The sequence below is a fragment of the Longimicrobium sp. genome, assembly GCF_048594345.1.
Taxonomy (GTDB): Bacteria; Gemmatimonadota; Gemmatimonadetes; order Longimicrobiales; family Longimicrobiaceae; genus Longimicrobium.
On sequence record NZ_JBMDXM010000036.1, the window covers coordinates 27,026 to 53,802 of the forward strand.

Annotated in this window: 24 protein-coding genes and 1 riboswitch; of the genes, 14 read left to right on the forward strand and 10 right to left on the reverse strand. The window is 67.0% G+C overall.

The window, feature by feature from the left end:
* Nucleotides 1-138: 138 nt before the first annotated feature.
* Nucleotides 139-921 carry a gamma-glutamyl-gamma-aminobutyrate hydrolase family protein gene (locus tag ACOJUJ_RS03855; RefSeq protein ID WP_420125527.1) on the forward strand — a complete coding sequence of 261 codons (783 nt, stop codon included), beginning with the start codon at nucleotides 139-141 and terminating at the stop codon, nucleotides 919-921.
* Between the two features lie 161 nt (nucleotides 922-1,082).
* Nucleotides 1,083-1,511, forward strand: coding sequence for a hypothetical protein (locus tag ACOJUJ_RS03860; protein WP_420125528.1), 429 nt, complete (start codon nucleotides 1,083-1,085; stop codon nucleotides 1,509-1,511).
* 568 nt (nucleotides 1,512-2,079) lie between these two features.
* Here ACOJUJ_RS03860 and ACOJUJ_RS03865 read toward each other — a convergent pair.
* A complete protein-coding gene (locus ACOJUJ_RS03865; protein ID WP_420125529.1) occupies nucleotides 2,080-3,024 on the reverse strand; it encodes an alpha/beta hydrolase in 945 nt (314 codons plus the stop codon).
* Nucleotides 3,025-3,773: 749 nt separating this feature from the next.
* Between ACOJUJ_RS03865 and ACOJUJ_RS03870 the strand changes: the two genes are divergently transcribed.
* Nucleotides 3,774-4,457, forward strand: a complete 684-nt coding sequence (locus tag ACOJUJ_RS03870; protein ID WP_420125530.1) for a nitroreductase family protein — start codon at nucleotides 3,774-3,776, stop codon at nucleotides 4,455-4,457.
* A 119-nt stretch (nucleotides 4,458-4,576) separates the two neighbouring features.
* Here ACOJUJ_RS03870 and ACOJUJ_RS03875 read toward each other — a convergent pair whose 3' ends face one another.
* Complete coding sequence (locus ACOJUJ_RS03875) at nucleotides 4,577-4,720, reverse strand: hypothetical protein (protein WP_420125531.1); 144 nt, start codon at nucleotides 4,718-4,720, stop codon at nucleotides 4,577-4,579.
* A gap of 154 nt (nucleotides 4,721-4,874) precedes the next feature.
* On the reverse strand, nucleotides 4,875-7,004 hold the full coding sequence (locus tag ACOJUJ_RS03880; RefSeq protein WP_420125532.1) for a putative bifunctional diguanylate cyclase/phosphodiesterase: 2,130 nt from the start codon (nucleotides 7,002-7,004) through the stop codon (nucleotides 4,875-4,877).
* A 12-nt stretch (nucleotides 7,005-7,016) separates the two neighbouring features.
* A riboswitch (cyclic di-GMP riboswitch) is annotated at nucleotides 7,017-7,108 on the reverse strand.
* Between the two features lie 270 nt (nucleotides 7,109-7,378).
* On the opposite strand from ACOJUJ_RS03880, the gene ACOJUJ_RS03885 reads away from it, so the two are divergent.
* The 7 genes from ACOJUJ_RS03885 to ACOJUJ_RS03915 all read left to right on the forward strand — a co-directional run bounded on the left by ACOJUJ_RS03885 (nucleotide 7,379) and on the right by ACOJUJ_RS03915 (nucleotide 13,333).
* The gene (locus tag ACOJUJ_RS03885; RefSeq protein ID WP_420125533.1) at nucleotides 7,379-7,645 is read left to right on the forward strand and encodes a hypothetical protein; all 267 of its coding nucleotides are present in this window, start codon (nucleotides 7,379-7,381) and stop codon (nucleotides 7,643-7,645) included.
* Between the two features lie 434 nt (nucleotides 7,646-8,079).
* The gene (locus ACOJUJ_RS03890; protein WP_420125534.1) at nucleotides 8,080-8,352 is read left to right on the forward strand and encodes a hypothetical protein; all 273 of its coding nucleotides are present in this window, start codon (nucleotides 8,080-8,082) and stop codon (nucleotides 8,350-8,352) included.
* Between the two features lie 163 nt (nucleotides 8,353-8,515).
* Nucleotides 8,516-9,001 carry a hypothetical protein gene (locus ACOJUJ_RS03895; protein WP_420125535.1) on the forward strand — a complete coding sequence of 162 codons (486 nt, stop codon included), beginning with the start codon at nucleotides 8,516-8,518 and terminating at the stop codon, nucleotides 8,999-9,001.
* A 14-nt stretch (nucleotides 9,002-9,015) separates the two neighbouring features.
* Nucleotides 9,016-9,399, forward strand: a complete 384-nt coding sequence (locus tag ACOJUJ_RS03900; RefSeq protein ID WP_420125536.1) for a nuclear transport factor 2 family protein — start codon at nucleotides 9,016-9,018, stop codon at nucleotides 9,397-9,399.
* A gap of 319 nt (nucleotides 9,400-9,718) precedes the next feature.
* On the forward strand, nucleotides 9,719-11,128 hold the full coding sequence (locus ACOJUJ_RS03905; RefSeq protein WP_420125537.1) for an amidohydrolase family protein: 1,410 nt from the start codon (nucleotides 9,719-9,721) through the stop codon (nucleotides 11,126-11,128).
* A gap of 352 nt (nucleotides 11,129-11,480) precedes the next feature.
* The gene (locus tag ACOJUJ_RS03910) at nucleotides 11,481-12,845 is read left to right on the forward strand and encodes a DUF3696 domain-containing protein (RefSeq protein WP_420125538.1); all 1,365 of its coding nucleotides are present in this window, start codon (nucleotides 11,481-11,483) and stop codon (nucleotides 12,843-12,845) included.
* Nucleotides 12,842-13,333 (forward strand): hypothetical protein, encoded by a 492-nt coding sequence (locus tag ACOJUJ_RS03915; protein WP_420125539.1) that lies wholly within the window; start codon nucleotides 12,842-12,844, stop codon nucleotides 13,331-13,333. Before ACOJUJ_RS03910 ends, ACOJUJ_RS03915 begins: the two co-directional genes overlap by 4 nt.
* Nucleotides 13,334-13,446: 113 nt before the next feature.
* Here ACOJUJ_RS03915 and ACOJUJ_RS03920 read toward each other — a convergent pair whose 3' ends face one another.
* The gene (locus ACOJUJ_RS03920; protein ID WP_420125540.1) at nucleotides 13,447-14,307 is read right to left on the reverse strand and encodes a DUF2306 domain-containing protein; all 861 of its coding nucleotides are present in this window, start codon (nucleotides 14,305-14,307) and stop codon (nucleotides 13,447-13,449) included.
* 484 nt (nucleotides 14,308-14,791) lie between these two features.
* On the opposite strand from ACOJUJ_RS03920, the gene ACOJUJ_RS03925 reads away from it, so the two are divergent.
* Nucleotides 14,792-15,445 carry a hypothetical protein gene (locus ACOJUJ_RS03925; RefSeq protein ID WP_420125541.1) on the forward strand — a complete coding sequence of 218 codons (654 nt, stop codon included), beginning with the start codon at nucleotides 14,792-14,794 and terminating at the stop codon, nucleotides 15,443-15,445.
* A 150-nt stretch (nucleotides 15,446-15,595) separates the two neighbouring features.
* On the opposite strand, the gene ACOJUJ_RS03930 is transcribed toward ACOJUJ_RS03925, so the two are convergent.
* Nucleotides 15,596-15,724, reverse strand: a complete 129-nt coding sequence (locus ACOJUJ_RS03930; RefSeq protein ID WP_420125542.1) for a hypothetical protein — start codon at nucleotides 15,722-15,724, stop codon at nucleotides 15,596-15,598.
* Nucleotides 15,725-15,910: 186 nt separating this feature from the next.
* Here ACOJUJ_RS03930 and ACOJUJ_RS03935 point away from each other — a divergent pair, with 186 nt between their 5' ends.
* Entirely contained in the window at nucleotides 15,911-17,926 is a 2,016-nt protein-coding gene (locus tag ACOJUJ_RS03935; protein WP_420125543.1) for an amidohydrolase family protein, read from the forward strand.
* 150 nt (nucleotides 17,927-18,076) lie between these two features.
* Here ACOJUJ_RS03935 and ACOJUJ_RS03940 read toward each other — a convergent pair whose 3' ends face one another.
* Together ACOJUJ_RS03940 and ACOJUJ_RS03945 are read right to left on the reverse strand one after the other, a co-directional pair.
* Nucleotides 18,077-18,241, reverse strand: coding sequence for a hypothetical protein (locus ACOJUJ_RS03940; RefSeq protein ID WP_420125544.1), 165 nt, complete (start codon nucleotides 18,239-18,241; stop codon nucleotides 18,077-18,079).
* Nucleotides 18,242-18,763: 522 nt separating this feature from the next.
* Complete coding sequence (locus ACOJUJ_RS03945; RefSeq protein ID WP_420125557.1) at nucleotides 18,764-19,054, reverse strand: hypothetical protein; 291 nt, start codon at nucleotides 19,052-19,054, stop codon at nucleotides 18,764-18,766.
* Between ACOJUJ_RS03945 and ACOJUJ_RS03950 the strand changes: the two genes are divergently transcribed.
* Both ACOJUJ_RS03950 and ACOJUJ_RS03955 read left to right on the forward strand, forming a co-directional pair.
* A complete protein-coding gene (locus ACOJUJ_RS03950) occupies nucleotides 18,938-19,684 on the forward strand; it encodes a serine/threonine-protein kinase (protein WP_420125556.1) in 747 nt (248 codons plus the stop codon). The genes ACOJUJ_RS03945 and ACOJUJ_RS03950 overlap by 117 nt on opposite strands.
* Nucleotides 19,671-20,993 (forward strand): hypothetical protein, encoded by a 1,323-nt coding sequence (locus ACOJUJ_RS03955; protein WP_420125545.1) that lies wholly within the window; start codon nucleotides 19,671-19,673, stop codon nucleotides 20,991-20,993. The genes ACOJUJ_RS03950 and ACOJUJ_RS03955 overlap by 14 nt, the downstream gene beginning before the upstream one ends.
* Here ACOJUJ_RS03955 and ACOJUJ_RS03960 read toward each other — a convergent pair.
* From ACOJUJ_RS03960 to ACOJUJ_RS03970, 3 genes are all read right to left on the reverse strand, one after another.
* Complete coding sequence (locus ACOJUJ_RS03960) at nucleotides 20,978-21,670, reverse strand: hypothetical protein (protein ID WP_420125546.1); 693 nt, start codon at nucleotides 21,668-21,670, stop codon at nucleotides 20,978-20,980. The two genes, ACOJUJ_RS03955 and ACOJUJ_RS03960, sit on opposite strands and share 16 nt — an antisense overlap.
* A gap of 168 nt (nucleotides 21,671-21,838) precedes the next feature.
* Nucleotides 21,839-25,015 (reverse strand): efflux RND transporter permease subunit, encoded by a 3,177-nt coding sequence (locus ACOJUJ_RS03965; RefSeq protein ID WP_420125547.1) that lies wholly within the window; start codon nucleotides 25,013-25,015, stop codon nucleotides 21,839-21,841.
* A gap of 538 nt (nucleotides 25,016-25,553) precedes the next feature.
* Nucleotides 25,554-26,726, reverse strand: a complete 1,173-nt coding sequence (locus tag ACOJUJ_RS03970; RefSeq protein ID WP_420125548.1) for an efflux RND transporter periplasmic adaptor subunit — start codon at nucleotides 26,724-26,726, stop codon at nucleotides 25,554-25,556.
* Between the last annotated feature and the right edge of the window lie 51 nt (nucleotides 26,727-26,777).

Genomic DNA, 26,777 nt, shown 5'->3' on the forward strand with positions numbered 1-26,777 from the left:
GATGTAGTGCGGCGGGGTACGGAGAGGTTGCCGGAGGCGGGCGGATTCGCGATACTTGGATCACGGCCCCGATCTTGCCCTCCCGCGACTGACTACCGGAAATCACGTAAGTCGCGTATCCTCAGCAGGTTGTAAACAATGCGCCAGCGGCCCGTCATCGGCATTGCCACCCAGACGCTGCAGTCCATCGACCGGATTCCGGAAGACCTTCCGGCGTCGTGGGTAATGAACCAGCGGTACTTTCACGCCTGCACCAGCGTGGGCGCGATCCCCTGGATGGTGCCGCTGCTGGACGACGATCTCGAGACGCTGCGCGCCATCTACGACCGCCTGGACGGCGTGTTCATCGCCGGGGGCGTGGACATGGACCCGCAGTCGTACGGGGCCGAGCGCCACGAGCTGTGCGGCCGCACGGACCCGCCGCGCGACTTTGTGGAACTGCAGTTCGCGCGCTGGGCGCTGGCGGACGGCAAGCCGGTCTTTGGCGTGTGCCGCGGTCTGCAGGTGATCAACGTGGCGGCGGGCGGCTCGCTTATCCAGGACTGCGACGGCCTGTTCGAGGGCTCCATCAAGCACGACTACTTTCCCGGCGCGGGATGGGCGCGCGACTACCTGGCGCACGGGATTCGCGTGGCGCCCGGCTCGCGGCTGCACGCCGCGCTGGGCGAGGACGAGGTGATGGTGAACTCCATGCACCACCAGGCGGTGGAGCGCATCGGCGAGGGGCTGGTGGCCACGGCGTGGGCACCGGACGGGCTGATCGAGGCGCTGGAGGGAACGCGCGAGGGGCAGTTTCTGGTCGGCGTGCAGTGGCATCCGGAGATGCTGCTGGACAACGACGAGGGCACGCACCGGCTGTTCGAGGACTTTATCGACGCCGCCAACCAGTACCACAGCGCCGGCACCCTCGCCTTTGCCTGATCCAGGCGACGCGGTACGGAAGATGGCAAAGCCCCGGCTCTCCTGCAGAGCCGGGGTTTTTTCGTGAGGTGCATCCCGCGCGAGCCGCTTGCGTGGAATGCATCCGGCGAAGCAGTGTTGATGATCCTCCCCTGCACCCTCTCCATCGAACACGAGCCGCCATGCACCCGCCGTCCCGCTGGCTCAGCCTTGCCGCCGCGCTGTGCTATGCGATCGCGCTTCTGCACGCGGTCATCATCTTCCTGGATCCACACGCCTACGGGTACGTCGGCGCGCCGCAGCTGGGGCGGGCAAAGGCGGCGGGTTACGCGTACCCCGACCTGATGAGCGCCGGATTGGCGCTGGTGTTCGCGGTGTTCGGCGCGTACGCACTGTCGGGCGCGGGACGCATCCGGCGGCTGCCGCTGCTGGCCGTGGCACTGGTGCTGATCGGCGCCGTGTTCACGCTCCGCGGGCTGGTCCTGTTCCCTCAGCTTGCGCAGCTCGCGGCGGGGACCGGTGCGCCGCCGCGCATGGCGGTGTTTTCATTTGTTTCGCTGGTGACGGGGGTGGCATTCCTGGCGGGAGTGCGTTCGCGCCGGTCAGCCTGAGGGCGTGAGCAAGCCGCTGGATGAACGCCGCGAAAGCCCGCTTCTCCGTCGAGAAGCGGGCTTTTGGGTGTTGGAGCAGGTGAGTCGGCCGGGGCGTAAGGGCGAATGAATTCGCTGCAACAACTACACGAATTCCGCCTTCGCGGAATGGCGGGTTCGCGGCAGTTCACGGTACCGTGCGCGTGGAGGGGCCGAAGTGTGGCCCGGCGGGTCGGCAACATCCCGGAGAGCGATTAAAATCGCGGCAACAACCTCACGCTGTCCGCCTTCGCGGACACGGCAGCCAGGCTGTCTGCGACGTCCCACGCACCTGCGCGTCCGCAGCAGGATCGTCGCCGCGAATCCATCCCAATCGCCAAAGTGCCGCGGCCACATCGCCCCGATGCATCGGCAACACGCAACCTCCCCCAGGTTTTTTTGGGGGAGGTGGGCGAGGTTTACGAGCCCGGAGGGGGCGCCGCGGGCGCAGTGCGATGCCCGCCACACCCTCACACCCTCACACCCTCACACCCTCACACCCTCACACCCTCACACCCTCACACCCTCACACCCTCACACCCTCACACCCTCACAGCGGTTCCGACCTCCGCACCACGCGCTTCGCGCGCTCGGGGACGCCCAGGAGAAAGTGCAACTCGCGGCGCAGGCGGCGGGCCCAGGCGCGCTCGTTGTGCTGGCCGCCCATCTCCACCACGTACAGCAGGTCGCGGCCCTCGCGATAGCCCTTCTGGGTGAGGATGTCCTTCAGGCGCCGCACGTCGTGCAGCTCGTCGCTTCCCTCGCTGGTGCCCACGTCCAGGTAGATGCGCCCGGGGACGAACGGCCGCTCCTTGACGAACGGGTAGATGGAGCGGCCGCCAAACCAGAGCGCCGGGCTCATCACCCCCGCAAAGCCAAAGACCTTGGGGTGCTTGAAAAAGGCGTACAGGCTGATCAGCCCGCCCATGGAGGACCCCGCGATGCCCGTGCTCTCGCGCCCGGGCATGGTGCGGAAGTCGCGGTCGATGATGGGCTTGAGCGTATGGACGATGAACTCCAGGTACGCCTCGCCACTGCCGCCCTGCTGGTGGCGGCGGTCGTGCCAGGGGCTGTACTCGTTCAGCCGCTCCTTCCCCAGGTTGGGGATGCCGACCACGATGGCCTCCAGCCCCTGCTCGCTGGCGGCCTCGAGCGTCTGGTCAACCTCCCACTCTTCGCCAAAGCTGGTGGCCCGGTCGAAAAGGTTCTGCCCGTCGTGCATGTAGACGACGGGGTAGCGGCGATTGCTCCGGCCGTACGAGGGCGGCAGATAGACCAAGATGTCGCGCCGGTTGCCCAGTTGCGGGCTTTCCAGCTGCTCCAGCACCTTCATGGTGCCCACGACGGTGTGGAACGCGCCGTCGTCCGGCGCCGGGTAGTCCATCCACACCGTACCGCCCGATTCCGTCCCGCCCTCCGCCGTCTGCTGATGCTCCGGCTGAGTCTCCGGTGCCTGCTGCTCCGCGTCCACCGTCTCCGTGATATCTTCCGTCATCGTCCGTCGAGGTTATCTCATTGGGCGTGTTGATCTTCCATCCGGGGCCTGCATCTTCACGAACCGTTCCGCGCACGTGCCCTGCCCGCAACACAAAGGCGCGGCTCCAGAGAGCCGCGCCGGGTGCCGTGCGGAAACTAACGCTGCCCGCCCGCGTCCACCACCTCGCGACACCGGGTAGCCGGGAGCGCCACCCGGCGGCATATCGACCGTTCGCGCAGGCGAATGAATGAAAACGCGGCGGGCCGACAGGCTCGGTCCGCCGCGTTCTTTCTGCCTGCCCTGCCGGTTACGGGCAGATGGGGCACGGGGAGCGCTGGCACCACACGCGATCGTCGCACGCGCATTGGATCGTCCCCGGCTGACAGGCGAGTGCGGCTTGGCGGTCCGGAGCCGGCTCCGCCATGGCGCTGCGCACACCAAACCCTGTCGTCGCCAGGATCGCGGCGCCAAATGCCAGGCGCACGCCTCGTGAAACAATCCGGTCCATGGCACATCCCTCCGCTGAAGATGGAGCATACGTACCCGGCGCGAAGTCGCCAGAGCACCCCATTCGGCGCAAAAAGTGTGCTTAGCGACTTCAACGCGACGTCGCGTCAGATCTCGCGAGGCGCGGGAATGGTGTGCGAAGCGGAGCTTCAGGATGCACGACGCATGTGTGCCGACGGGGCACCCATGCTCCGGTCTTGGACAGCGCGCGCCGTAACCCGTTATCATCCCCTCCGCACATTTCAGGGGAGATGAAAGGGATGGTTGAAGATCGGGCAAAGGTCGTGGACGGCGTGATCCGCGAGCGGCGGACGTCGAAGGTGATGGCGGACGCGCCGCTGCCTGCGGTGGATGCGCGCGCGATGGTCGAGGCGCTGGCGGCCACGGCGGGGTGGGCGCCGTTTCACCGGGTGGCGGCGCGGGTGCACCAGGAGTCGGGAGCGCTCACGTCCATCGTGCCCTGGCGCTTTTACCTGCTTGATGCGGACGGCTGCCGCGCGCTGCGCCAGGCGCTGCTGGAGCGTGGCAACACCAGCAAGATCCCACGGATGCTGGCGGCCGCGTCGGCGCTGGTACAGGCCACCTGGCTTCCCAACCCGCCCAAGGGGCCGGTGACGGGGCTGTTCGAGGCCACGGAAGAGAACATGGAGCACGTGGCCGCGGCGGGTGCGGCCGTGCAGAATCTGCTCCTTGCCGCCACGGCACGCGGCATCCGCAGCTACTGGTCGTCGGGCGCTGCGCTGCGGGGGCCGGAGGCGTTCGGGTGGATGGGGATTCCCTCGGGCGAAATCCTGCTCGGCTCCCTCTTCCTCTTTCCCGCCGATACGGGTGAGGCCGAGGTAAGCCCCGGCAGCCATCGCGACCGCCGGGGCGCGCCGGCGGACTGGGCGCGGTGGGTGGATCTGGATTTCGATCGGGGTGTTGCGGCCGCCGGCGGCGCGTAGGTCACCGCGCTCTGCAGTGCTTCCTGGGCACTGCCGCTCTGTCGAACCCTTTCGATTCAACAAAGCGGCCGGTCGGAACATCCGACCGGCCGCTGGTTGCGTTTACGGAAAAAATCTTTCTAGTAGCTGAACGTCCCGGCTACGTCTCCTCCGGGGATCCCGGGGCCGGTGAGCAGCGTAAGGTCCTTGAGCGCGGGCAGATCGGTGATCTCCGGTGCAATCCACGCAAGGCGAGCGGCCGGCTGGTTCAACGCAGAGGACATCAGGTTTTTCGTGCTCGGGTGGGGAGGAAAGCGCAAGTTCGTACGGAATGCAACAGCCGCAAACATACGCATTCATCATGCCATCACAAGACACGTTTTGCGAAATTGCCACGCTGGCCGTCCGTTCCGGGCAGCGCACTTCCGCGCGCTTCGGTCACATCTGCTGCACGGGCAACGGTTTCCACGCGCTTACCTGGCCGGCGTCCATTGGGCGTCCGAACAGAAAGCCCTGCGCGTCGTGGCAGCCCAGGCGCTGAAGCACGCTGCGCTGGGCGACGGTTTCAACGCCCTCGGCGGTGAGCGTGAGGTTAAGCGCCTCGGCCAGCGCCACGATGCTGCGGACGATGGCTTCGTCGGCGGCGCTGTCGCCGATGCGCTGGATGAACGTGCGGTCGATCTTGAGCCGGTCGAAGCCGAACTGCCGCAGGTAGCCCAGCGACGAGTACCCGGTGCCAAAGTCGTCCAGGCAAATGCCCACGCCGTGCTCGCGCAGCGCCGCCAGCACCGAGGCCGCGGTCTGGAAATCTTCGACGAACGAGGTTTCGGTGACCTCGATGATCAGCCGGCCGGGTGCCACGCCCGCCTCCGCCAGCGCGCGCTTGACGTCCTCCACCGCGCGCGAATGCACCACGTGCCGCCCGCTGAAGTTCACGCTCACCGGCACGCCGCGCAGCACGCGATGGTTCTCCCACGCCTTGAGCTGGCGGACGGCCGCCGACAGCACCCAGCGGTCCAGCTGCACGATGGCTCCCGTGGCCTCGGCCACCGGCAAAAACGCCTGCGGACCCAGCAGCCCGCGCTCCGGATGGTTCCACCGCACCAGCGCCTCCAGCCCCTGCAGGGTGCCGCTCTCCAGGCAGACGATGGGCTGAAAGCGCAGGGTGAGCTCGTTGTTGGCGATGGCCCGCCGCAGGTCCTGCTCCACCTGCAGCACGGCGGCCTCGTGCTCCAGCACGCCGGGCTCGCTGAAGCCGTGGTGCCCCGCGCCAAGGGTTTTGGCCTGGTACATGGCGCGGTCGGCCATGGCCAGGATCCCCTCGGGCGAGTTGGCGCTCCCGCCCAGCGCCACACCAATGCTGGCCGACGCGTTCATCTCGGCGTCACCGATGGTCACGGGCTCCGCCAGCAGCCGCTGGATACGCTGCACCACGCTCAGCGCGTCCTGCTCCCGCTCCACCCCCCGCAGCAGCGCGGCGAACTCGTCCCCGCCAATGCGCGCCACCAGGTCCGTGGGGCGCACCGACGCCGCCAGCCGCTCGCCCACGATGGCCAGGACGGCGTCGCCGGCGGCGTGGCCCAGCCGGTCGTTGATGGCCTTGAAGCGGTCCAGATCCACAAAAAGGACGGCAAACCCGCCGCACCCCTTTTCCCCCCGCCCCGCGCACGCCTCCTCCAGCGCGCGCAGAAAGGCGGTGCGGCTCAGCAGCCCGGTAAGCGGATCGCGCTCGCCCTCGTGCGCGGGCGACACGGCGTCCCGCTGCACGCTCAGGTCCTCGCTCCACGTCACCAGCCCCAGCGGCCGGTCATCGTCCGTGGCCACCACGTCGGACCACAGGCGCACGGGAAAGCGGGTGCCGTCGCTGCGCACGTTCACGCGCTCCCGCATCCACCGGTGCACCGGCCGCGCGGGAACCGCCATGTCGGCGCTCCACAGCTCCGGCGGCGCGAGCGAGCGGGCCGGGCGGCCGTACATCTCCTCCAGCCGGTAGCCGTGCATCTGCGCCTCGGCCGGGTTGGTAAAGACGATGCGCCCGCTGGCGTCGGTGATGGTGACACCCAGGTCCACGGCGTACAGCGCCCGCTCCAGCAGCGCCAGCCGCTCCTCGGCGGTGCGCAGCGCGTCGCCGGCGCGCAGCAGCCGCAGCTCGGCCAGCGCCACGTAGACCAGGCTTTCCACCCCCGTGCTCTCCGCGGCGGTCCACGGGCCGCGGTGCAGCACCAGCAGGCTGCCCAGCGGCTCCCCGTCCCCCGCGGCCAGGCGCACGACGGCGAAGGAGGCGTCGGCGAGTCCCGCGTCCAGCCCCTGCGGCGGGCTAAGCACGTGCGCCCTGCCCACGGCCCCCGCGCGCAGGCTGGTGCCGTGGTGCAGAACGACCCTCAGCAGCACCTGCTGCAGCTCGGGGGCGCCGGCGGTGTGCAGGGGCGCGCCGCCCGCCTCGGGCACCAGCGCGGCCGCGGCCAGCTGCAGGCGCGCCACGGCGTCTGCGGGAAGGCGGGAAAGGATTTCCCCAGCGGCGGAAAAGGCGCCGGGGGTGAGTTCTGGGGTCTGGGGCAGCGTGCGCATGGATAGCACCTGTTCGGCAACCCGACCGGCATGGCCGCATCGGTGCGGCGGTAGCCTCGTAGGCTTTGCGTCCCCGCCTTTCAGCGGGTTTGCCGTTGTCGTAGGTGCCCGGCGCGGAAGGCGTCCAGGCGAATCGAGATTTTCCCGACGGGGCATGATGGCTCCGCCCGCCCCGCGCCGCAAGGAGCATTCCTCGATCCGCGTGCGGCGGGTCTGGAATCCCGGCGTGGCCGCCGGTGCACCTTGCCCTTGTTTCGGCACACCACTATTTCCCTTTGCGACGCCAAAGGCAAGACTCGCCGCCCTCAGTGCGGTGCAAGTGCGTCGGGCGAAATCGCCTCGTGCCGCTGGTTCACATCCAGAAAGGGATCCACATGAAGAAGATGCGTCTGAATCCGGACCAACTGGCGGTGGAGTCGTTCTCCACGGACACGCGGGATCGGCGTGTACGAGGGACGGTACAGGCTCGGCAACTCTTCTCCGACCAATGCGCCAGTGCGAATTGCGAGTCGACGGGCTGTGAGGACGACACGATGGCGAACTGCACCGAGGGATGCTACTTCCCGTTTTTGAGCCGGGATGCCGCGGCGTGCGACAACCGTGACGTTCAGCCGACCATGCAGCCGGGCTGCGTCGCGTAACGTGAACGCGGCCGGTGCACGAAAGGATCGCTGATCCGCGGTCTGAGCCGGTGACCAGACACGCGGCGCCGCTCCGCTGAGCCGCGTTCCTGGCTCGTGTGACGGTTTCCCCTGCACGCCTGCCGGCTGATTGCGGGGGCGTCCGTTGACGAAACAACGGATTGGCGTAGATTTGTGGAGCAACGGGAGTCGCGTCCCTGGAAGCCGTCCTCCTCCGCCCGCGGAGAAGGACGGCCCGGGCCGCGGCTCCTTTTTTCGTGTCCCACATCCGCCATGTCTCCTTCCCGGAGACCGGCGGGTCCCGATTTTCACGCAGTCACCGCGAGGTGCAACATGGACCAGCACGCGCGCCGCTGAGCGCCGCCGCCCCAGGGCGTCGCGCCGGCGGAGACGATGATCATCCACCCATGGCAACGACGACCGGAGAGACATCCATGAGCACCACGGGACGCTACTACGTGCGCGACCGGCAGAGCGGCCGGCTGTTCTGCGTAGAACCCATCAACCGGCGGGACCAGAAGCTCGACGACCTGAACTGGACCAACGGCGGCATCGACACCGTGCGCGGCGGAGCCGTCCGCGAGGAGGACTCCATCATCACGGCGAAGAACGGGTTCCGCGCCATCACGTACCTGCCGCCCGGCACCAGCCCCGACGGGTACATCGAGATGCTGGTGAAGGGCAGCCCCTCGGCCACACAGGGCTGACGAACAAAACCGGCGCCGTGGAGAGGATTTCCACGGCGCCGGTTCCCCCTGCGCATCATCCCCGGCCGAAGGGCATTGTTGCTGCATGCGGCCATGCACGCCCAGGCGGGCCGCACAAGACGGCGGTCTCCAGGATCCATCCACCGCTGGGGAAAGACGGCAGATGGCGGACGAAACCATGCCAAATGCGCCCCGGCGTACCGCGATGCACGAGGCGCTGGCGGTGTTCCTGGGCGAGTGGAAGGCGCAGGGCACCTCCTACGGCGGCACGGATCAATCGGGCGATGATCCGCGCGCCAACGGCGTGGAGTGGATCAGCGAGCACCGCGGCTACTGGCACACGGGAGCGTTCTTCCTGGTGCAGGAGGAGCGCGCGCGGCCCGGCGGAATGGTGTTCGACACGCTTTCCGTCATGGGCGTGGACCCGGAGCGCGGCGGCTACTTTGCCCGCAGCTTTGAGAACCACGGCTTCTACCGCGACTACCCGGTCACGCGCGAGGGCAAGGTGTGGACGTTCTCCGGCCAGACCGAACGCGCCACCATCACCTTCAGCGACGACGATCGCACGCAGACCATCGCGTGGGAATGGAAGCCCGAGGGCGCGTGGCTGCCGCTGTGCGACCGCGTGGCCACACGCACAGACCCATGACCGGAGATCCCCCCATGGCTGGCCCGCTGGAGACGGTGAAGCGCGCCCTGCAGGCCTACGTGAACAAGGACCGCGCCGCCATCGAGGAGGTGATCGCGGACGAGTACCGCTTTACCTCGCCCGTGGACAACGCGCTGGACCGCGCCACCTACTTTGCGCGCTGCTGGCCCGGGAGCGAGGTGATGACGGGGGTGGATGTTCTCCATGGCACGGAAGACGGCGATCTCGCCTGGATCGCCTACGAGAGCACGATGGCCGGCAAGCGCTTTCGCAACGCGGAACTGCACCGCGTCCGCGACGGACGGATCGTGGAGACGCAGGTCTTTTTCGGCTGGACGCTGCCGCACCCCGCGCCGGCCGGCGGTTTCATCGAGAACGAGGGCCAGGACCAGGGCTGAGGCGACTCGTCATCCGACCGATCAGGACCCACCCAAGCGGCGCCGTGGAACTCTCTCCGCGGCGCCGCTTTCGTCGCGCGGTGAGCCGCCGCACCCTGCTCCAGGTTCGGGCGGAATCTCGTCCCCGGGGCGCAACGGGGCTGCCGCTCACGGGTGCCACGGGCAGTTCGCCGCCGCGTGCGGGCAGCTTGCCGGATGGCGGTTGCGACGGGGGGAGGGACGATGGATCGTTCGGGGACGGCGCTCACCCCAGGGCGGGTGCGGCGCCGGTCCGGAGCCGCCGCGATGGATGGATCTCCGCCTTATTCCCCGACGCTGAATGCGTATGCCGCGCCTGTTCCTGATCCTGGCGGGATTGCTCGCCTGCGCCTGCGGCCGCTCCGCCGCGACCCACCCCGCGCCCGAGCCGGGCATCACCCTGGCGATCGTCGGCGTGAACGTCGTCCCCATGATCCGCGACACGGTGTGGCGGGGCCAGACGGTGCTGATCGGTGGCGGACGGATCGCGCGGATCGGGCCGGCCGGGGCCATCGCCGTTCCCGCGGGTGTGCGAACGATCGACGCGGGAGGCGGATACCTGGTCCCCGGGCTGTGGGACATGCACGTGCACACGCTTTCCCAAAGCGATGCGTTCCTTCCGCTCTTCATCGCGCACGGCGTAACCGGCGTGCGCGACATGGGAGGCTACCTCGACAGCCTGCGGGTCGTCCGCGCGCGGCTGGCCCAGGGACTCACCCCCGCGCCGCGCCTGTTCGCCCCCGGGCCCCTGCTGGACGGACCACGGCAGCGCTGGAGCCACGCCATCGCCTGGCACCTGGAAACGCCGGAGCAGGCGCGGGCGGCCGTGGACTCGCTGGCGCGGGCGGGGGTGGATTTCGTCAAGGTGTACGCGTCGCTCTCGCCAACGGTGTACGAGGCCGTCGCCGAGGCGGCCCGGGTGCAGCGGCTGCCGTTTGCCGGACACGTGCCGCTGTCCGTCAGCGCGGCGGCCGCATCCGACGCGGGACAGGCCACCCTGGAGCATGGCGGGCTGGACATCACCGTGGGGGATTGTGCCGCTGACGCGCGGACTCGCTCCATGGGCCTGCTGGGCGTGTGGGGCCGCGACGGCTACGGCCCGTACCTGCAGGGCAAGCTCGCGCTGCTCGCGGATCGCGACCCGGCCTGCGCCGCCGACCTGTACGCGCGCTACCGGCGCAACGGCACCCACGTGGTGCCGACGATGGTGAACGAGCTCAAGGACAGCGCCACGGTGGACTGGCCGGCGCTGCAGTACGCCGATTCCGCGAGCCAGGCCGCCTGCCGCGGCACGGTGGAGACGTTTCACCAGGCAGACGCGCACACGCGCCGCGACTACTACGCCGTCTTTGTGCAGGACGTGGGCGCGCTGCACCGCGCGGGTGTTCCGCTGCTGGCGGGCACCGACGTGCCCAACCCATGCGTGGTCGCCGGCGCAAGCCTTCACGGGGAGCTGGAGCGCCTGGTACAGGCCGGACTCACCCCGTACCAGGCGCTGCGCGCAGCAACGGCGGACGCGGCGCGGTTCCTGGGCGTCGGCGACTCGCTGGGCATCGTGGCGGAGGGCGCCGCCGCGGACCTGGTGCTGCTGGACGCGAATCCGCTCGCGGACATCCGCAACACCCGCCGCATCCGGCTGGTGATGCGCGGCGGCACCGTGTACGACCGCGCCACGCTGGATTCCCTGCTGAGCCGCGCCCACGCCCGGTAAGCGGGGCAGCAGCAGCGGGGGCTGCGGCAGGGGCAACACGCGTGTGGTGGATGAGAACGGAAGCGGCGCGGCCTTCGGGAGCCGCGCCGCTTCGCCGTTCTCACGGCGAGCCGCCGCACCACCGCCACGTCCCAGGCTTGTGGAGGTAACGCACAACAGCTCACTGTCGGGTTTTCCGCGCGTACCCGTTGCGTCCGTGCCGGCCCCTGTGTAAGCCTCCACCACCGTTCTTCGCGAGACTGGCGGATGGGGCTGGCATGGACAATCTTGTGGTAAATCGCAGGCGCAATCGGCGCATTGCCGTAAGTTCTTTCTGCGTGCTGGCCGGCACCGTACAGGAGCGCGGTTTCTGATGCTGAAGCAACTCGGACTGGAAAACTTCAAATCCTGGCGTTCCATCGGCGGCCTGGGTTTGGCACCCATCACGGGCCTTTTCGGCACCAACAGCTCCGGGAAGACCAGCATCATTCAGGCGCTGCTGATGATGAAGCAGACCGTGGAATCATCCGACCGCAAGCAGGTGCTTAACCTGGGCGACGATTCGGACCCTGTGCGCCTGGGTACGTTTCGCGAGATGCTGCACCAGGGGAAAGGACCATTTGAGTTCAACCTGCACTGGACACTTCCCCAAGAACTCACCATCCCCGACCCCGCCCGTCCCGATGCCACAATGTTCTCCGGGACGGAGATGAACTTCTGCACACGCATCCACGCTGCCGGAAACAAAGGCCGGATGCGGGTGGAGCGGCTGGAATACCGCTTCGCGGATCGGACCTTTGCCATGCGCCGCAAAGAACGGCAGGAGCACAGCTACGAACTGGAGGCAACCGGAAGCGGATTCGGCTTCAAGCGCCTCCGCGGGCGCGCATGGGATCTTCCCGATCCCGTGAAGAGCTACGGCTTTCCCGATCAGGTAAAGGCGTACTATCAGAACGCCAGCTTTCTTTCGGACCTTGCGCTCGCGTTCGAAGAGCAGATGAACCGTGTGTACTACCTGGGACCGCTTCGCGACTATCCCAAGCGGGAGTACACATGGGCCGGCGCCGAGCCAGCCGACATGGGACAGCGCGGCGAGCGGGTGGTGGACGCGTTGATGGCATCGCAGGAGCAGCCCAGGATCTCGCGCGGTAAAGGGACCAAGGCGTTCACGGTGCAGGAGTACGTAGGCTACTGGCTCAAGGAACTCGGCCTGGTGCACAGTTTCAGCGTGGAACCAATCACTCCTGAGAGCAACCTGTACCGCGTGTGGATTACGCGTAGCGCGGGTGCGCCGCCGGTCCTGATCACGGATGTGGGATTTGGCATTTCGCAAATCCTCCCCGTGCTGACGATTTGCTATTACGTCCCCGAAGGCTCCACGATCTTGCTGGAACAGCCGGAAATCCACCTGCACCCCGCCGTGCAGTCGGGACTGGCCGACGTATTCATCGACGCTATGAAACGGCGCCGGGTACAACTGGTGCTGGAGAGTCACAGCGAACACCTGCTGCGACGGCTTCAACGCCGCATGGCTGAAGAACAGATTTCGCCTGAGCAGGTGGCGCTGTACTTCGCCCATGATGAACAAGGCATGTCGCGGCTGAACCCGCTGGAGGTTGACGAGTTTGGCAACATTCGCAACTGGCCACCCAACTTCTTTGGCGACGAGATGGGAGACCTGGCCGCGATGGCCGAAGCCGCCATGCGCCGGCAGATGGCAAGGCGAGGCACTGCATGACGCACTGGGCGGTGGACACCAACGTCGCACGCGTTGCCAACTACCCGCACGATCCCACGCATGCCTCGCCGGAGTGCGTGCTGGAATGCGTGCGCCGCATCCGCGAGGTTACGGCACGGGGCGGTCTGCTGCTGGACGACGGCTGGCGCATTATCCGCGAGTACCAGAACCAGCTGCGCAGTACAGGCCAGCCGGGCGTGGGCGATGCCTTTTTGCGCACGGTGCTCACGCGCCATGCGGACCCCTCGTGGTGCACGCTCGTGCCAATCACGCCGCAGGCGGAGCGTGGCTTCAAGGAGTACCCGGATGACCCGGCCCTCACCGCCTTTGATCCATCCGACCGCAAGTTTGTCGCGGTCGCACTGGCCGGCCCGCAGCCGGCCGTAGTCCTCAACGCGGTGGACCGTGACTGGTGGGAGCACCACCCGGCACTTCAGCGGAACGGCGTGCGCGTCGAATTCCTTTGTCCGGGTGAAATGGAGATCTGAAGCACGAACCCAGGCACGATAGAGAGCAGCGGCGCGGCCCCCTCGGGAGCCGCGCCGCTTCGTCTTGCATCCAGCCGATCCACGTGTCTCGAACTCGCGACCGGCGCCGCGGCTCACCCCGGCAGCCGGGCCAGGATGGCGGGGCCCCAGTAGATCTTGGTGAAGTAGTACGTGCCCAGCAACAGAAAGCCCGTCGCGACCACCAGCACGCCGGCGGCGGCCAGGCGCACGGCCGGCCGCGTGGCCGCGCGGCGCCCACGGATGAACGCTTCCGCTACCAGCAGGTTGGGCAGGTAGAACCAGAACGCCATCACCCGGTCAAACACGCCCGTGAAGTTGTCGGCGTGCCCGACGCCGCCCGTCAGCAGGACCCAGAAGCCGTAGTCCATCCGGTACAGCCACGAGCCAATGGCCAGCGCGAACAGGCGCAGCGCCCACGCGCGGTGCGCCTCCATCCGCCCGGCGCGCGCGTGGCGGATGGTCTGTACCGCCGCCAGCACCGTCAGCACGCCGTACAGGCCAAAGCCCACGTCCATCACCGCGCCGCCGATGGTGCCCTTGGTGACGATGAACGTCAGCCCGCCAATGCCGGCCAGCATGGACGCCAGCACGTACACGCGCCCGCTCCAGCGGTGCACGGCGGGAAAGCGGTCGCGCACGGCGCCGATCAGTTGAATGCACCCCAGCGCCAGGATTACGCCGCCCGCGAAAAAGTGCAGGCCAATGCCGGCCGTGGCGGCTGGCGTCTCCGGATCGTGCAGGCCCGGCAGCACACGGTTCCACGCCGCCATCTCGCCCTCGGCCAGGGCGCCGGCGTAGAAAGCCAGGATGTACAGGCCAAACAGCGTCGCGCTGATCCACACCGTCGCCACCAGCGCCGTCGCGCTCCAGCGCAGCACCTTCTCGCTGGCCGTGCGGCGCGGTGCGTGACGGTAGATGGACGGAACGGCGACGGCGGGATCCACCGTGGTCATGCGCTTACCTTCGGAGGGGATGTGACGCGGGCCGCGAGCGCGGCCGAATGCAGGACGCGTCCGCCGTGCAGGCGGGACGCGGGTAGGCTGGGTAGCCGAAAGGTAACGAATCTGCCGCGCGTCTCCAAGCCGGAATGATCGTGACCCGCGATTCCTTGCGTCGAAGCGCGGGACAGCCTGGCCGCGGAGTTCGTTCGATCGGCTGCAGTCCGGAATGGCTACGCGTTGCCGTCCGATGCGCGATATCGTCTGATAAGGATATCCGGTTCATATTTACGGTTGAACGAAGTGCGATCCAGCGGGGGCTGATCAACAAGCAACCATCATCATTCCAGTGCACAATTATCCGTGTGAAGGGTGAGAGAAAGTTCTTGACCGGCGGAGAGATTAGGTATATGGTAGGTCTTGAAAAGAACTGTACTGCGGGGTGGCGCCTACGTGCCGCCCGGGTTGGTTCCTCCCACACCTCTTCCTGGAGGACGTGATGAACGGAACGCTGGCACGCATCAGTCGCACCGTCGCCGCCGGCCTCGCGCTGGCTATCGCAGCCGCCTGCTCCGACGCCGGCGGTGGCAACCCCGCAAGCCCGGACGGCGCCCAGCCGCGCTTGCTGACCGCGGGCGGCTATCAGCTGCTTTCGTCGAGCACCACGCTCCATCCCACATCGGGGCTCACCGCCGTCAGCTACACGATCGGCATGCCGTCGTCGGGGCCCATCCGCCTGAGCTTCAGCGGGCGCATCAACTGGAGCAGCACGGCCGGCAACAGCAACGTGCTGGAGATCCTGGTGAACGGGAATCCGGTCACGCTGAGCAACAAGTTCATTCCCCAGACGTACTGGTACAGCAACCAGAGCTTTGGCGAGGACTACTACGACGATCGCGGAGCGGCGTGGGGCCAGCCGGGTTACCTGTGGGGCCTGTTCTGGAGCCCCGACTTTACCGCCAACGACATCCCCAGCGACCCGTACGCCGTCTGGCACGGCGACGCGTACTCGTACGACCTCGACATCACCAACCTGGTCAACCTGGGGGCCAGCAACACCATCACGCTCACCAACCGGGGCGGCTGGGTGATCTCGGCCACCGGCAACACGCCCAACGTGGTCCTGCAGACCCTCGCCATACGCAACTTCTGACGTTGCAGACGGCTGACGACGAACGGGCGGGGGATCATCCCTCGCCCGTTCGTCTCATTCTGCGCCGCTCCGCCACCGAACGAGGAAAGCGGCGCGGCCCCCTCGGGGAGCCGCGCCGCTTCGTCCTGCATCCAGATCCGCCGACAGCCGTCAGTCCGCCGCCACCGGCTCCGGATCGCGCACCGCGGGGGCGGCGTGCACTACGCGCGGGGCGTGGCTGGCGCGGCCGCGGCGCAGGCGGTTGGTAAAGCCTTCCAGCGTGTAGACGACGGGGATCACGAACAGCGTCAGCGGGGTGCTGGTGATCAGCTCCGGAGCGCGGCCGGGCCCGGGGTTTCTCGTGCACGAAAGCCACCTGTTCGACGGAGGCGATTCGCGACAGATTGCCCAAGCGTTTGAAGCAGCGCGCAGAGCGTCATGCGCGCGCCGCCGCCCCCAGGCCCGTCCCCGAACACGTCGCATCCCATGCTGATCGCCCTGCTCTCGCTCGCCCTGCAGACGCCCGTGCCCGCGCCCGCCCAAGCGCAGCCGGCGCAGTACGTGGTCCTGAACCACGGCCGCCCAGCCGGCGACATGCGCGTCACCCGCGACGCGGACTCCGTGGTCGTGCGCTTTATCTACCAGGACCGCCAGCGCGGCCCGCGCGTGGAGACGCGCTACTGGCTGGCGCCGGACGGCGGCCTGGTCAGGATGGAGTCGCGCAACCTTCCCGCCGGCGCGCCGCCTTCATCGGTGTGGGACCGCTTCGAGGTCGTTGGGCAGCGGGTGCGGTTCGGTTCGCCGAGCGACTCCGCCGGCGTACCGCGCGAGCCGGGCACGTACTACAACCCCCGCGCCGGCACGCCGTACGACCAGGCGCGGCTCGCGGCGCACCTGCTGCGCCAGCCCAACCGCACCACCCGCATCATCCCCGTCGGCACCGCCACGGCCGAGGTCGCGGGCGAGGCGAGCGTGGCGGTGAACGGCACGCCCCAGCGCGTGCGCCTGGTGATGGTCAGCGGGCTGGGCCTGTCGCCGGACGGCGTGTGGCTGGACGAAGCGGGCGAGCTGTTCGCCAGCCAGGCCGGCTGGTTCATCACCGTGCGCCGCGGCGCCGAGGACGCGCTGCCCACGCTGCGCGCCATCGAGCGCGAGTACCACGCCCGGCGGGCAGAGGCGGTGGCGCGCCGCTTCGCGGACCATCGCACGGGCCCGCTCGTCATCCGCAACGGCGACGTGTTCGACAGCGAGCGCGGCACCATCCGTCCCCGCACCACCGTCGTCATCCAGGGCGACCGCATCACCGCCGTGGGTCCCGCGGACTCCGTGCGCATCCCCGCCGGCGCCCGCGTGATCGACGCGACCGGCAAGACGGTGCTGCCGGGGATGTGGGACATGCACACCCACCATCACTTCATCGGCGAAGAGGCCAACGGGCTGCTGTTCCTGGCCGCGGGCATCACCACCGTGCGCGACGTGGCCGCGGACATCGACGGGGCGCTCTCCGAGCGGGAGCGGGAAAAGGCGGGCACCTACCTGGCGCCGCGCCCGATCCTGGCCGGCTTCATCGAGGGCCCGGGGCACTGGGCGGGGCCGTCGGACGTGCTGGTGCGCACGGAAGCGGAGGCGCGCGCCTGGGTGGCCCGCTACGACTCGATGGGGTACCGCCAGATCAAGCTCTACAACCTGGTGCACCCGGACCTGGTGCCCACCATCGCGGAAGAGGCGCACAGGCGCGGCATGCGGCTGAGCGGGCACGTGCCGCGGGGGCTCACCGTCCAGGGCGCCGTCACGCTGGGCTTCGACGAGATCAACCACTCCGCGTTCCTGTTCTCCACCTTCTTTCAGGACTCGCTGTACCTGCCGCGCATGCGGGCCTACAGCCAGGTGGCCACCGGCGTGGCGCCCACGTTCAACGTGGACTCGCCGGAGATGACGCAGCTGATCCTGTTCCTGCGCGACAAGGGGACGGTGGTGGACGGCACCTTCAACCTGTGGCAGGACCGCTCGCCGCTGCCGGACGGAACGGATCCCGTGTTCGGCCCCACGATCGCGTGGCTGCCGGAGGTGCTGCGCCGCAACATGACGGTGGGCGGCACGGGCAACCCGCAGGAGGCGGCGCGGGCGCAGGCCGCGAGCGCCAACTACCGCCGCCTGCTCAAGCGCCTGTTCGACGCGGGCGTCACGCTGGTGGCGGGCACGGACAACTTCCCCGGCCTCTCCTTTCACGGCGAGCTGGAGATCTACGAGCGCGCGGGCATCCCCGCGGCCAGGGTGCTGCAGATCGCCACGATCGTTCCCGCGCGCGTGATGAAGGAGGACACGGACTACGGCAGCATCACCACCGGCAAGGTGGCTGACCTGGTGATCGTGGACGGCCGTCCCGCCGAGCGCATTACCGACATCCGCCACACCACGCACGTGGTGCGCGCCGGCAAGCTGTACGACACGCGCGCGCTGTACGAGGCCGCCGGCCTGACCCAGCGCTTCGAGCGCCGCTGACCCCGGCGGCTCCCACGGGCCTTCCGGCCAACCCGCAGCCCCCTAGACCGCGCTGAAGCGGGGCCGTGTTCCAAGGCACTCAGCGTTGCGAGAGCACCCCCACAATGAGGAAAGCGGCGCGGCCTCCTTGGGAGCCGCGCCGCTTCGTCCTCAGGCCGCCAGCCGCCGCACCACTTCGACCGCGCCCTTCTTGTAGACGGTGATGCACACCAACTGGCCCGCGGGGTCGATTACCATCCAGTTGCGGTCCTTCTTGCGGATCGTGTAGCCAGTCTGCTGCGATGCGGAAGCGGCGCTCTTCTGCGTCCTGGTCATCGTGCACCTCCAGTGGGCTTGACCCTCGGCGCCCGGCAGGGCTACTCTTGGTGAGCGGGCGGCCTTCGGGTCGGTTCGCGGTAAGGCTGTCGGTCAGCATCTTCTCAGGATGATCCGGCAGCCTTGCTTTTCGCCCTGCTGTATATATTATAATCGACAAGTGAAATTTTGTCAACCTCAACATCGACACAGATGGACTTCAAAACGGCTACGGACCGTGTGGCCGGCTGCATCACCCACGCAGAGATCGCCGACGCGTGCGGGGTGTCGATCCAGACGATTCGGCAGGCGCGGATGGATCCAACCTCTTCGAGCTACAGGAATCCACCTGCAGGATGGGCATCGGTACTGGCCCATCTAACCAGAAAGCGTTCTGAAGAGCTACGAAAATTTGCCGACCATCTTGACCAAACGCAAATTGACTAAGAAAATACAGGAAGCGATTGCGAAAGTCTGCAGCGCGCTGAGTCTCTCTCGTGCTCCACAGCTCGCTCTGGCTCGGATCAGTGAATTGATCGCTGTTTATAGCAGGGTCGCATAGCCGCAGGTGAAAGGACAGTTCGCGGCAACCTCTACATGGGCAAAGGCGCAGTGCAGCATACCCTTGAAGAAGTTCAGAGCGCGCTCGGGCACCGATACGCCGTAGCCGGACAAATCGGTGAAGGTGCCCAAGGCTTTGTTTATCGAGCAACAAGGTTGAGAGCGGTTGATGAATCCCCTGCCGATGATGATGTTGCAGTAAAGATCTATCTTGGTGACGGTCAAGACGAGAGAGTGCGTCGCGAAATCAGTGCGATGAGCCGAATCCGCCATCGTTCACTCGCCACGTTGGTGGAGGCCGGCGAACTCACTCTAGCTGATGAGCGTCTACAGTATTGCGCTTGGGAACATATCCGCGGGACAGCATTAGATCAACGACTCCAAAGCGGTCCTCTCGCGTTACGGGCGCTAGCGGCTGTGGGGCGGGATGTCGCCGGCGCAATCGGTACGATCTGGGTTGATCGAATTGTTCATCGGGACATTAGCCCCAAAAACGTGATGCTGCGTACGGGTGAACGAGAGGCGGTTCTAATCGATTTGGGTGTTGCCCGTCATCTGGGCAGCCCTTCCCTGACCGAGTATGGTTTTTCCTGGGGCACTCCAGGATATCTTTCCCCGGAGCAGTGCAATGGAGTGCGAGATCTGACGTGCAAGTCGGATATCTTTGCTCTTGGCGTGGTTTTGCTTGAATGTGCGTCTGGGAGACACCCTACGAGGCGACTGCAGCAGCCGTTGATCACCTCACCGCCTCGGGCCGCGTCAGTGATGCCGACTATGCCCGTAGTCCTAGCCGAGATGATTGACGCCATGCTCAGCGTCCGTGCGGTTTCTCGCCCGCGACCTGACGAGGTCGCTGCAACTATGGCCAGTTACTTGGAAGCGACTGCGAATGTTTTATCGTAATACTCGATACGCCTTCAAATTGCCCGTGGGAGCGCCGAGCGGCATCGCCGGGGCAATCATCAATGCCGCCGCGGTGCCTCGCTATCAACTTATCCGCAAGGGTCGCACGAAGATGCTCCGCGCAAGCGGCTATCTTCAGCACCGGCTGTTCGATCCGCAGTTGTATCTTGCCGGGCTTGATCGTGGCCGTGCTTCCGAGCAAGCGGCCCTCCTCGCAAGCTATCCTTGGTTTGCCAACCCAGACGTACCCGAGTTCGACACTAAGGTGCATCGCCGGTTGAAGGACTGGGAGGCGAAGTACTTGGACACGTTGCTTGGATCTTGGGAAGGAAAGCCTGCAGAAGACAACGCGACCATTGCTGAACGAGCTTCGGCCGCCGTTGAGTTCCAATTAAAGCTCGAATGTGAAGGGCTGATCTTAGCCGCGCCTTTAACGCGTACGGCGTCCGGGGGCCTCGACGTAGAGATGCGGTGGCTGGATGCCGGGATCGAGGCTGCCCAAAAACATCGTGCTGCTGTTCCTGTTTTTGCCACAGTCGCGCTTACACAAGATCTATTGTCCAGTGCGGAACCAGAACAAAATCAGTTACTCTCCGCATTAGCTGATCAACTTACGGCCCGAGAGGTTGCCGGTGTATATTTGACGATGGAACAGACGGTAGAGACAGATTATGTGTGCCGCGACGAGAGAACTTTGAAATCTTTGCTGGGATTCGCTGACGACATAGTTCGGATCGGGCGCCTGCGTCTGGTTGTTAACAGTCTTGGCAGTTTTGGTGCAGTGATGTCGGCAGCGGGAGCAGAGATTTTTGCGAGTGATTTCTACCGCTCTGCCAGAAGTTTACGCTTAGCAGAACTGATCGACAAGTCGGGCGGAACTCAGATGCCGCGTTACTTTTCACCTGCACTTTTGGGGGACATCGGCCTTGAGAACGATCTCGCTAACATTTCGAAAGCGAAGATGTTGAAGCGTGTGCGGCTAGATACTGTCGCCGCGCAAGGGCTTCATGACGGCTTGGAAGATTCGCATGAGATCGTCTTCGAATGGCAGCATGAACGTCAGCGCGTGGCGAACGCTAAAGCTCACTATTTAGAAGCGATGGTGCGAATCGGAAAGACGCTTTCTGCTATGGAGACGGCCGAGCGTGTCGCGTTCGTTCACAAGTGGTTGAAGAAGACGGTCAAGCTCGCGAATGACCTTCGGGGTATAGGTATCTCGAGCGGGTATTACACGGAGTTGAGCCATCAGCAGGTTTGGCTTAACGCCTACGAATGGTGGATGCGCCGCGCTGGTTATCTCCCGGCTTGATCTTCCATCTGTAGTCGTTGTGCTCTTCTGAGCTTTGAGGCAGCGAGCCATCGAGCACCCGAAATGGGAAGATGATCTCGCGGTGTAGATACGACCTGAACGACTGGCCCGCAGAGTAATGCCAATCCGATCCCATCCTCCTGGAACTCTGCTTGGATCATCGGAGTGATCTTACATTGATTGCGGTCGAGCACGACCCAAGCGCTGTTTGCGAACGCGAGGTAGCTTCGTGCTTGTTTCAACGCCACGCGCCATCGCGCCAACTTTGCTTCGAGCGCAACGATCTGCATGTTCTTAGTTGTTGCACCGCTCGCTAATTCGAATGCCCCATTTGTGCTATGGAGGAAACCCTTCCGCAAAAGTTGCCCTAGTGTTTCGTTCGCACGGCCACTACGCAGGCGAAAGGCGTCTTGTACAGCGGTGGCAGTAGCTACTCCTCTTTCTTCAATTAGCGCCAGCACGTGGCAGTCGAGCGCTGTCAATCGGTGCTCAAACTGGGCTGTCCGCTCGCCTTCCCATAATGCCACTAGCAGATCGGGGATCACCCGACCGATACTCGGCTCGCGCGCAACAAAGGACTTGGTTTCGGGTCCGAGTCCCAAAAGTGTCCGACAGGAAGCCATCATTGGCTCAAGCATCTCTTGCTCTAGCCTGAATGGCTGGGCGAATTGAATCATCTGTAAACTAGGCTCGGGGCTTCGTAGCTCTGGTAAGCGGCGTACGCTAGTCGTGAAACTCTTCCAGGGCAATGCTCATCGGAACTAAAGCGGCGCGGTCCTCGGGAGCCGCGCCGCTTCGTCTGCATCCGACGATCTGCCGCCGCGCTATCGCGCGACTCGCCGCCCTCAATCCGCCGCCACCGGCTCCGGGTCGCGCACCGCGGGGCCGGCGTGCACCACGCGCGGGGCGTGGCTGGCGCGGCCGCGGCGCAGGCGGTTGGTAAAGTCGTCCAGCAGCGTGTAGACCACTGGCACCACGAACAGCGTCAGCAGCGTGGACGTAATCAGGCCACCGATCACCGCGCGGCCCATGGGGGCGCGCTGCTCGGCGCCTTCGCCCAGCGCCATGGCCAGCGGCACCATGCCAAAGATCATCGCCACCGTGGTCATGATGATGGGCCGCAGCCGCACCCGCGCCGCCGTGAGCAGCGCCTCGCGCCGGCCCATCCCCTCCTCGCGCTGCTGGTTGGTAAAGTCCACCAGCAGAATGCCGTTCTTGGTCACCAGGCCCATCAGCATGATGATGCCGATCATGGTGAACACGTTCAGGTTGCCGCCCGTCAGCAGCAGCGCCAGGCCGACGCCGATAAAGGAGAGCGGCAGCGCCAGCATGATGGCCAGCGGCTGAACAAAGCTGCCGAACAGCGACGCCAGGATGATGTAGATGAACACCACCGCCATCCCCAGCGCCGCCAGCACGTAGCCCTTGGTTTCCTCCAGGTTCTGCACGTCGCCGCGGAAGACGGTGCGGTAGCCGGTGGGCAGGTTGGCCGCGTCCAGCGCCGCGCGCGCCTCGTTGGCCACGTCGCCCATGGCGTAGCCGGGCAGCACGCCGGCGCTGATGCTGATCTGCCGCTCCAGCGACGACCGCTCGATCTGCTGCGGGCCCATGCCGCCGCGCACCGTGGCCACCTGCGACAGCGGGATCATCGCCGTGCGCCCCGTCGTGGGGTCGGTCGAGCTGCTGGGCACCACGATCCCCGCCACGTCGCCCGCGCCCGTGCGCACGCTGTCGGGGTAGATGACGACCACGTCGTGCGAGTAGCCCTGCTCGTCTTCCCACTGGGTGGCACGCTGGCCGGTGAACAGCGGCTGCAGCGTCTGGGCAATGCTGCTGATGCCCACGCCCGCCGCCCACGCCTGCTCGCGGTCCACGTCCACGTCAAGCTGCGGGATCTCGCCTTCCTGGCTGCTGGTGGGCTCGGCCATGCCGGGCACACTCTGCAGCACCTCCATCACCTGCTCCGCCGCCAGCTTCAGCCGTTCCTGCTCCGGCCCCTGCACGTTCACCTGGATCGGCTGGCGAAATCCACCGAAAATCGTTGGCGTGCCGGTGATGTTGGCGCGCACCCCGGGCACCCCCATCAGCCGCCCGCGCAGCGCGTCGCTGATCTCCGCCTGCGACCGCTCGCGCTCTCCCTTTTCCTTGAGCTTTACGAAGATGCGGCCGCTGTTGGGCGTTCCGCGAAAGCCGCCGCCGATGGACATGTAGGTAAAGTCCACCTCGGGCATCTGCCGCAGCATCGACGCCACCTGGTGCCCGCGGTCTACCGTGTACTCCAGCCGGCTGCCGGGCGCCACCCGGAAGTTCACGTTGAACTCGCCGCCGTCAAAGTCCGGCACCCAGGTAAAGCCCAGGGTGGGAATGATGAGCATGGACGCGACGATGCACGTGCCGGCGAACCCCACCACCGTCTTGCGGTGGTCCAGCGCCCACGCCAGCCAGCGCGGATAGCGGTCGGCCACCCGCTCGAACCAGTCGTTGAAGCCGCGGGCCGCGCGCTGGATAAAGTTCCCCCGCTTGCGCCCCGGCCCGTGGTTCTCCACCTCGGGGTCCGGCCACACGCTGGAGAGCATGGGATCCAGCGTGAAGGAGACGAACAGCGACACCATCACCGCGAACGCCACCACCACGCCGAACTGAAAGAAGATCAGGCCGATCTGCCCACCCATGAAGGCCACGGGGATGAACACCGCGATCACCGCCAGCGTGGTGGAAAGCACCGCCAGGCCGATCTCGCTGGTGCCCTCGCGCGCCGCCCGGTGGTGGTCCTTCCCCATCTCCACGTGCCGCACGATGTTCTCGCGCACCACGATGGCGTCGTCGATCAGCAGTCCGATGGCCAGCGACAGCGCCAGCAGCGTCATCGTGTTGATGGTGAACCCGAACATCCACATCCCGAAGTACGCCGAGATGATGGAGATGGGCAGCGCCAGCCCCGTGATGATGGTCGACCGCCAGCTGTTCAGGAAAAAGTAGATGATGGCGATGCACAGGATGGCGCCTAGGATCAGCTCGTGCTGCACCGACTCAAGGCTGGCGCGGATGCGGCGCGAGTCGTCGCTCACCACCGTCATCTTTACGTCCGAGGGAAGCGACTCCTGCAGCTCCGCCACCTCGGCGCGCACGCGGTCTGCCACCTCGACCGTGTTGCTGCCGCTGATCTTGAGGATTTCGACCGAAAGCGCGCGGCCGTCGTTGAGAAAGCTGGCGCTGCGCGCTTCGGCCGTGCCGTCCACCACCGTGGCCACGTCGCCCAGGCGCACGGGTACGCCGTTGCGCACCGCCACGGTCACGTCGCGAAACGCCCGCGGGTCTTCCACGCGGCCGGTGATGCGCACCAGCCGCTCCTGGTCGCCGCGGCGCACGCGGCCGGCGGGCACCTCCTGGTTTTCGCGCTGCAGCGCCTGCATCACCTGCTGCGGCGAGATGGCGTAGGCGGCCATGGCCGAGGGGTTCAGCTGCACCTGGATCTGCCGGTCGCTGCCGCCGATCAGGTTTACGCCGCCCACGCCGGGAATGGCTTCCAGCCGGGTGCTGATCACCTCGTCCGCCAGCTCCGTCAGCTCGCGCAGGGGCCGGTCGCCGCTCTGCACCGCGATGGACATGATGGCGCGCTCGTTGGGATCGAAGCGGATGATGACCGGGTCTTCGATGTCCTCGGGGAGCTGGCGGCGCATCCGGGCGATCTTGGACTGCACCTCCTGCTGGGCCTCCATCACGTTCACGCCCAGCTGCAGCTGCACGCGCACCAGCGAGCTGCCCTCCTGCGAGGTGCTGGTGATCTCCTGGATCCCCTGCACGGTGTTCAGCGCCTCTTCGATGGGGCGCGTGACCTCGCGCTCCATCACCTCGGGGCTGGCCCCGGGGTAGGAGGTCTGCGCCACCACCACGGGGTAGCTGACGTCGGGGTATTCGTCGATGGCCAGCCGCTTGTAGCCGGCGATGCCCAGCACCACCAGCGTCACCATCATCATGGTGGCGAACACCGGCCGCTTGATGGATACGTCGGAGAGGAACATCCCGCGTCTCCCGATGATCGGATTCAGAAAAGAAGAACCACCGTCACGCGATTCCTCTCCGGAGCGAAGCCTCAGGCCCCGCCGGAGCGATTGAAATCGCGGCTACAACCTCACACCGACCCGTTTGAACGAGCATCGAACTGCGTCCGCGAGGCGCCCCCTTACTCGCTTAGGCTCGCACCTCCCCCAAAAAACCCTGGGGGAGGTGGACTTCGATCCCGCTCCGACGGGCATCGAGCTGGCGCCAGACGGCGCCCCCTTACTCGCTTAGGCTCGCACCTCCCCCAAAAAACCCTGGGGGAGGTGGACTTCGATCCCGCTTCGACAAGGTGCGTCGCACCTCCCTCCCCCGCGCAGTTTGCGGGGGAGGGCCGGGGAGGGGGGCGGCTGGCTCACCATCCCGCACCACCCTGTCCGAAGCTCACCGCCGGCTGCCCTGCAATCAACCTCCCCCAGTCTTTTTTGGGGGAGGTGGGCCGGTGGTGCCGGCCCGGAGGGGGCGCTCGGCCGACGCAGCCCGATGCCCGTCGTCGAGCCCCTACTTCCCCTTCTCCGCCCCGCCCTTGGCCGCGCCGCCACCTTCGCCGCCGCGGCCGCCCTGGCCAGCCATGCGCACCGCCATCCCCTTCCCCAGCACGCCCACGTTGCCCACGATCACCTGGTCGGCCTCGGACACGCCGTCGGTCACCTGCACCAGCCCCTGCGCCTCGTCCTTCAGGCCAAGGGTCACGGGGACCACGTCCACCTTGCCGTCAACGACGCGGTAGACCACCTCGGGCCCGCCCTCGCGGCCTTCGCGGATGGCGGAGGCGGGGACCACCAGCGCCCCGTCCACCACCCGGCTCACGATACGGCCGCTGGCAAAGGTGCCGGCGCGCAGGCGGCCGTCGGGGTTGGGCACCTGCACGTACACCGTCACGGAGCGCGACCCCGGATCCACCGACGGGCTGATGCGCGCCACGCGGCCGGTGAACTCCGTCCCATCCGCCGTGAACCGCACCGACTGCCCGGCCTGCACCGCCGCCGCCGCACGCTCGGGGACGGCGGCCGCCAGCTCCAGCACGTCGCCGCGCACCAGCGTAAACAGGGCGGCGTTGCGGTTGATGTGCTCGCCCGGGTTTACCGTGCGCCGCTCGATCACACCGCTTACGGGGGCCACCACGCGGGTGTCGCCCACCTCGCGCCGGCTGGTGCCGCTGCGCGCCTGCGCGGCGGCCAGCCGGGCGCGCGCCGCGGCGACCGCCTGCTGGGCCACGCGCACGTCGCGCTCGGGGATGGCGCCCTCGCGGTGCAGCTCCTGGTTCTGCTCCAGCGTCCACTCCGCCGTGGAAAGCTCGCTGCGCGCGGCGGCCACGTCGGCGGCGGCGCTGCGGGCGTTGCCGGCCTGGTCGCCGCCGTCGAACACCGCGAGAAGCTGGCCCGCGCGCACCGCCTCACCCTCGCGCACGTAAACGGCGTCCACGTCGCCCTCCAGCCGGGCGCGCACCTCGGCGCGCTCCAGCGGCTCCAGCGTGCCGGTGATGGGGATGGCGTCTTCAAGCGGGGCCAACCGCGGCTGCGCCACGTCGGTGGCCGCCAGCGTCACGCTGGGCCCGCCCCGCCCGCCCGCGCCACCCGGCGCCCCCTCGGCCTTTTTGGAGCACGCCGCCGCGCCGACGGCCAGGGTGGCCACCACCGCCGCGCGAAGAGAAACACGCAGAGTCGTCTGCATCGATCGATCAGAAGAAAGGGATTGGGTGCGAAAGTACGAGAGTACGAAAGT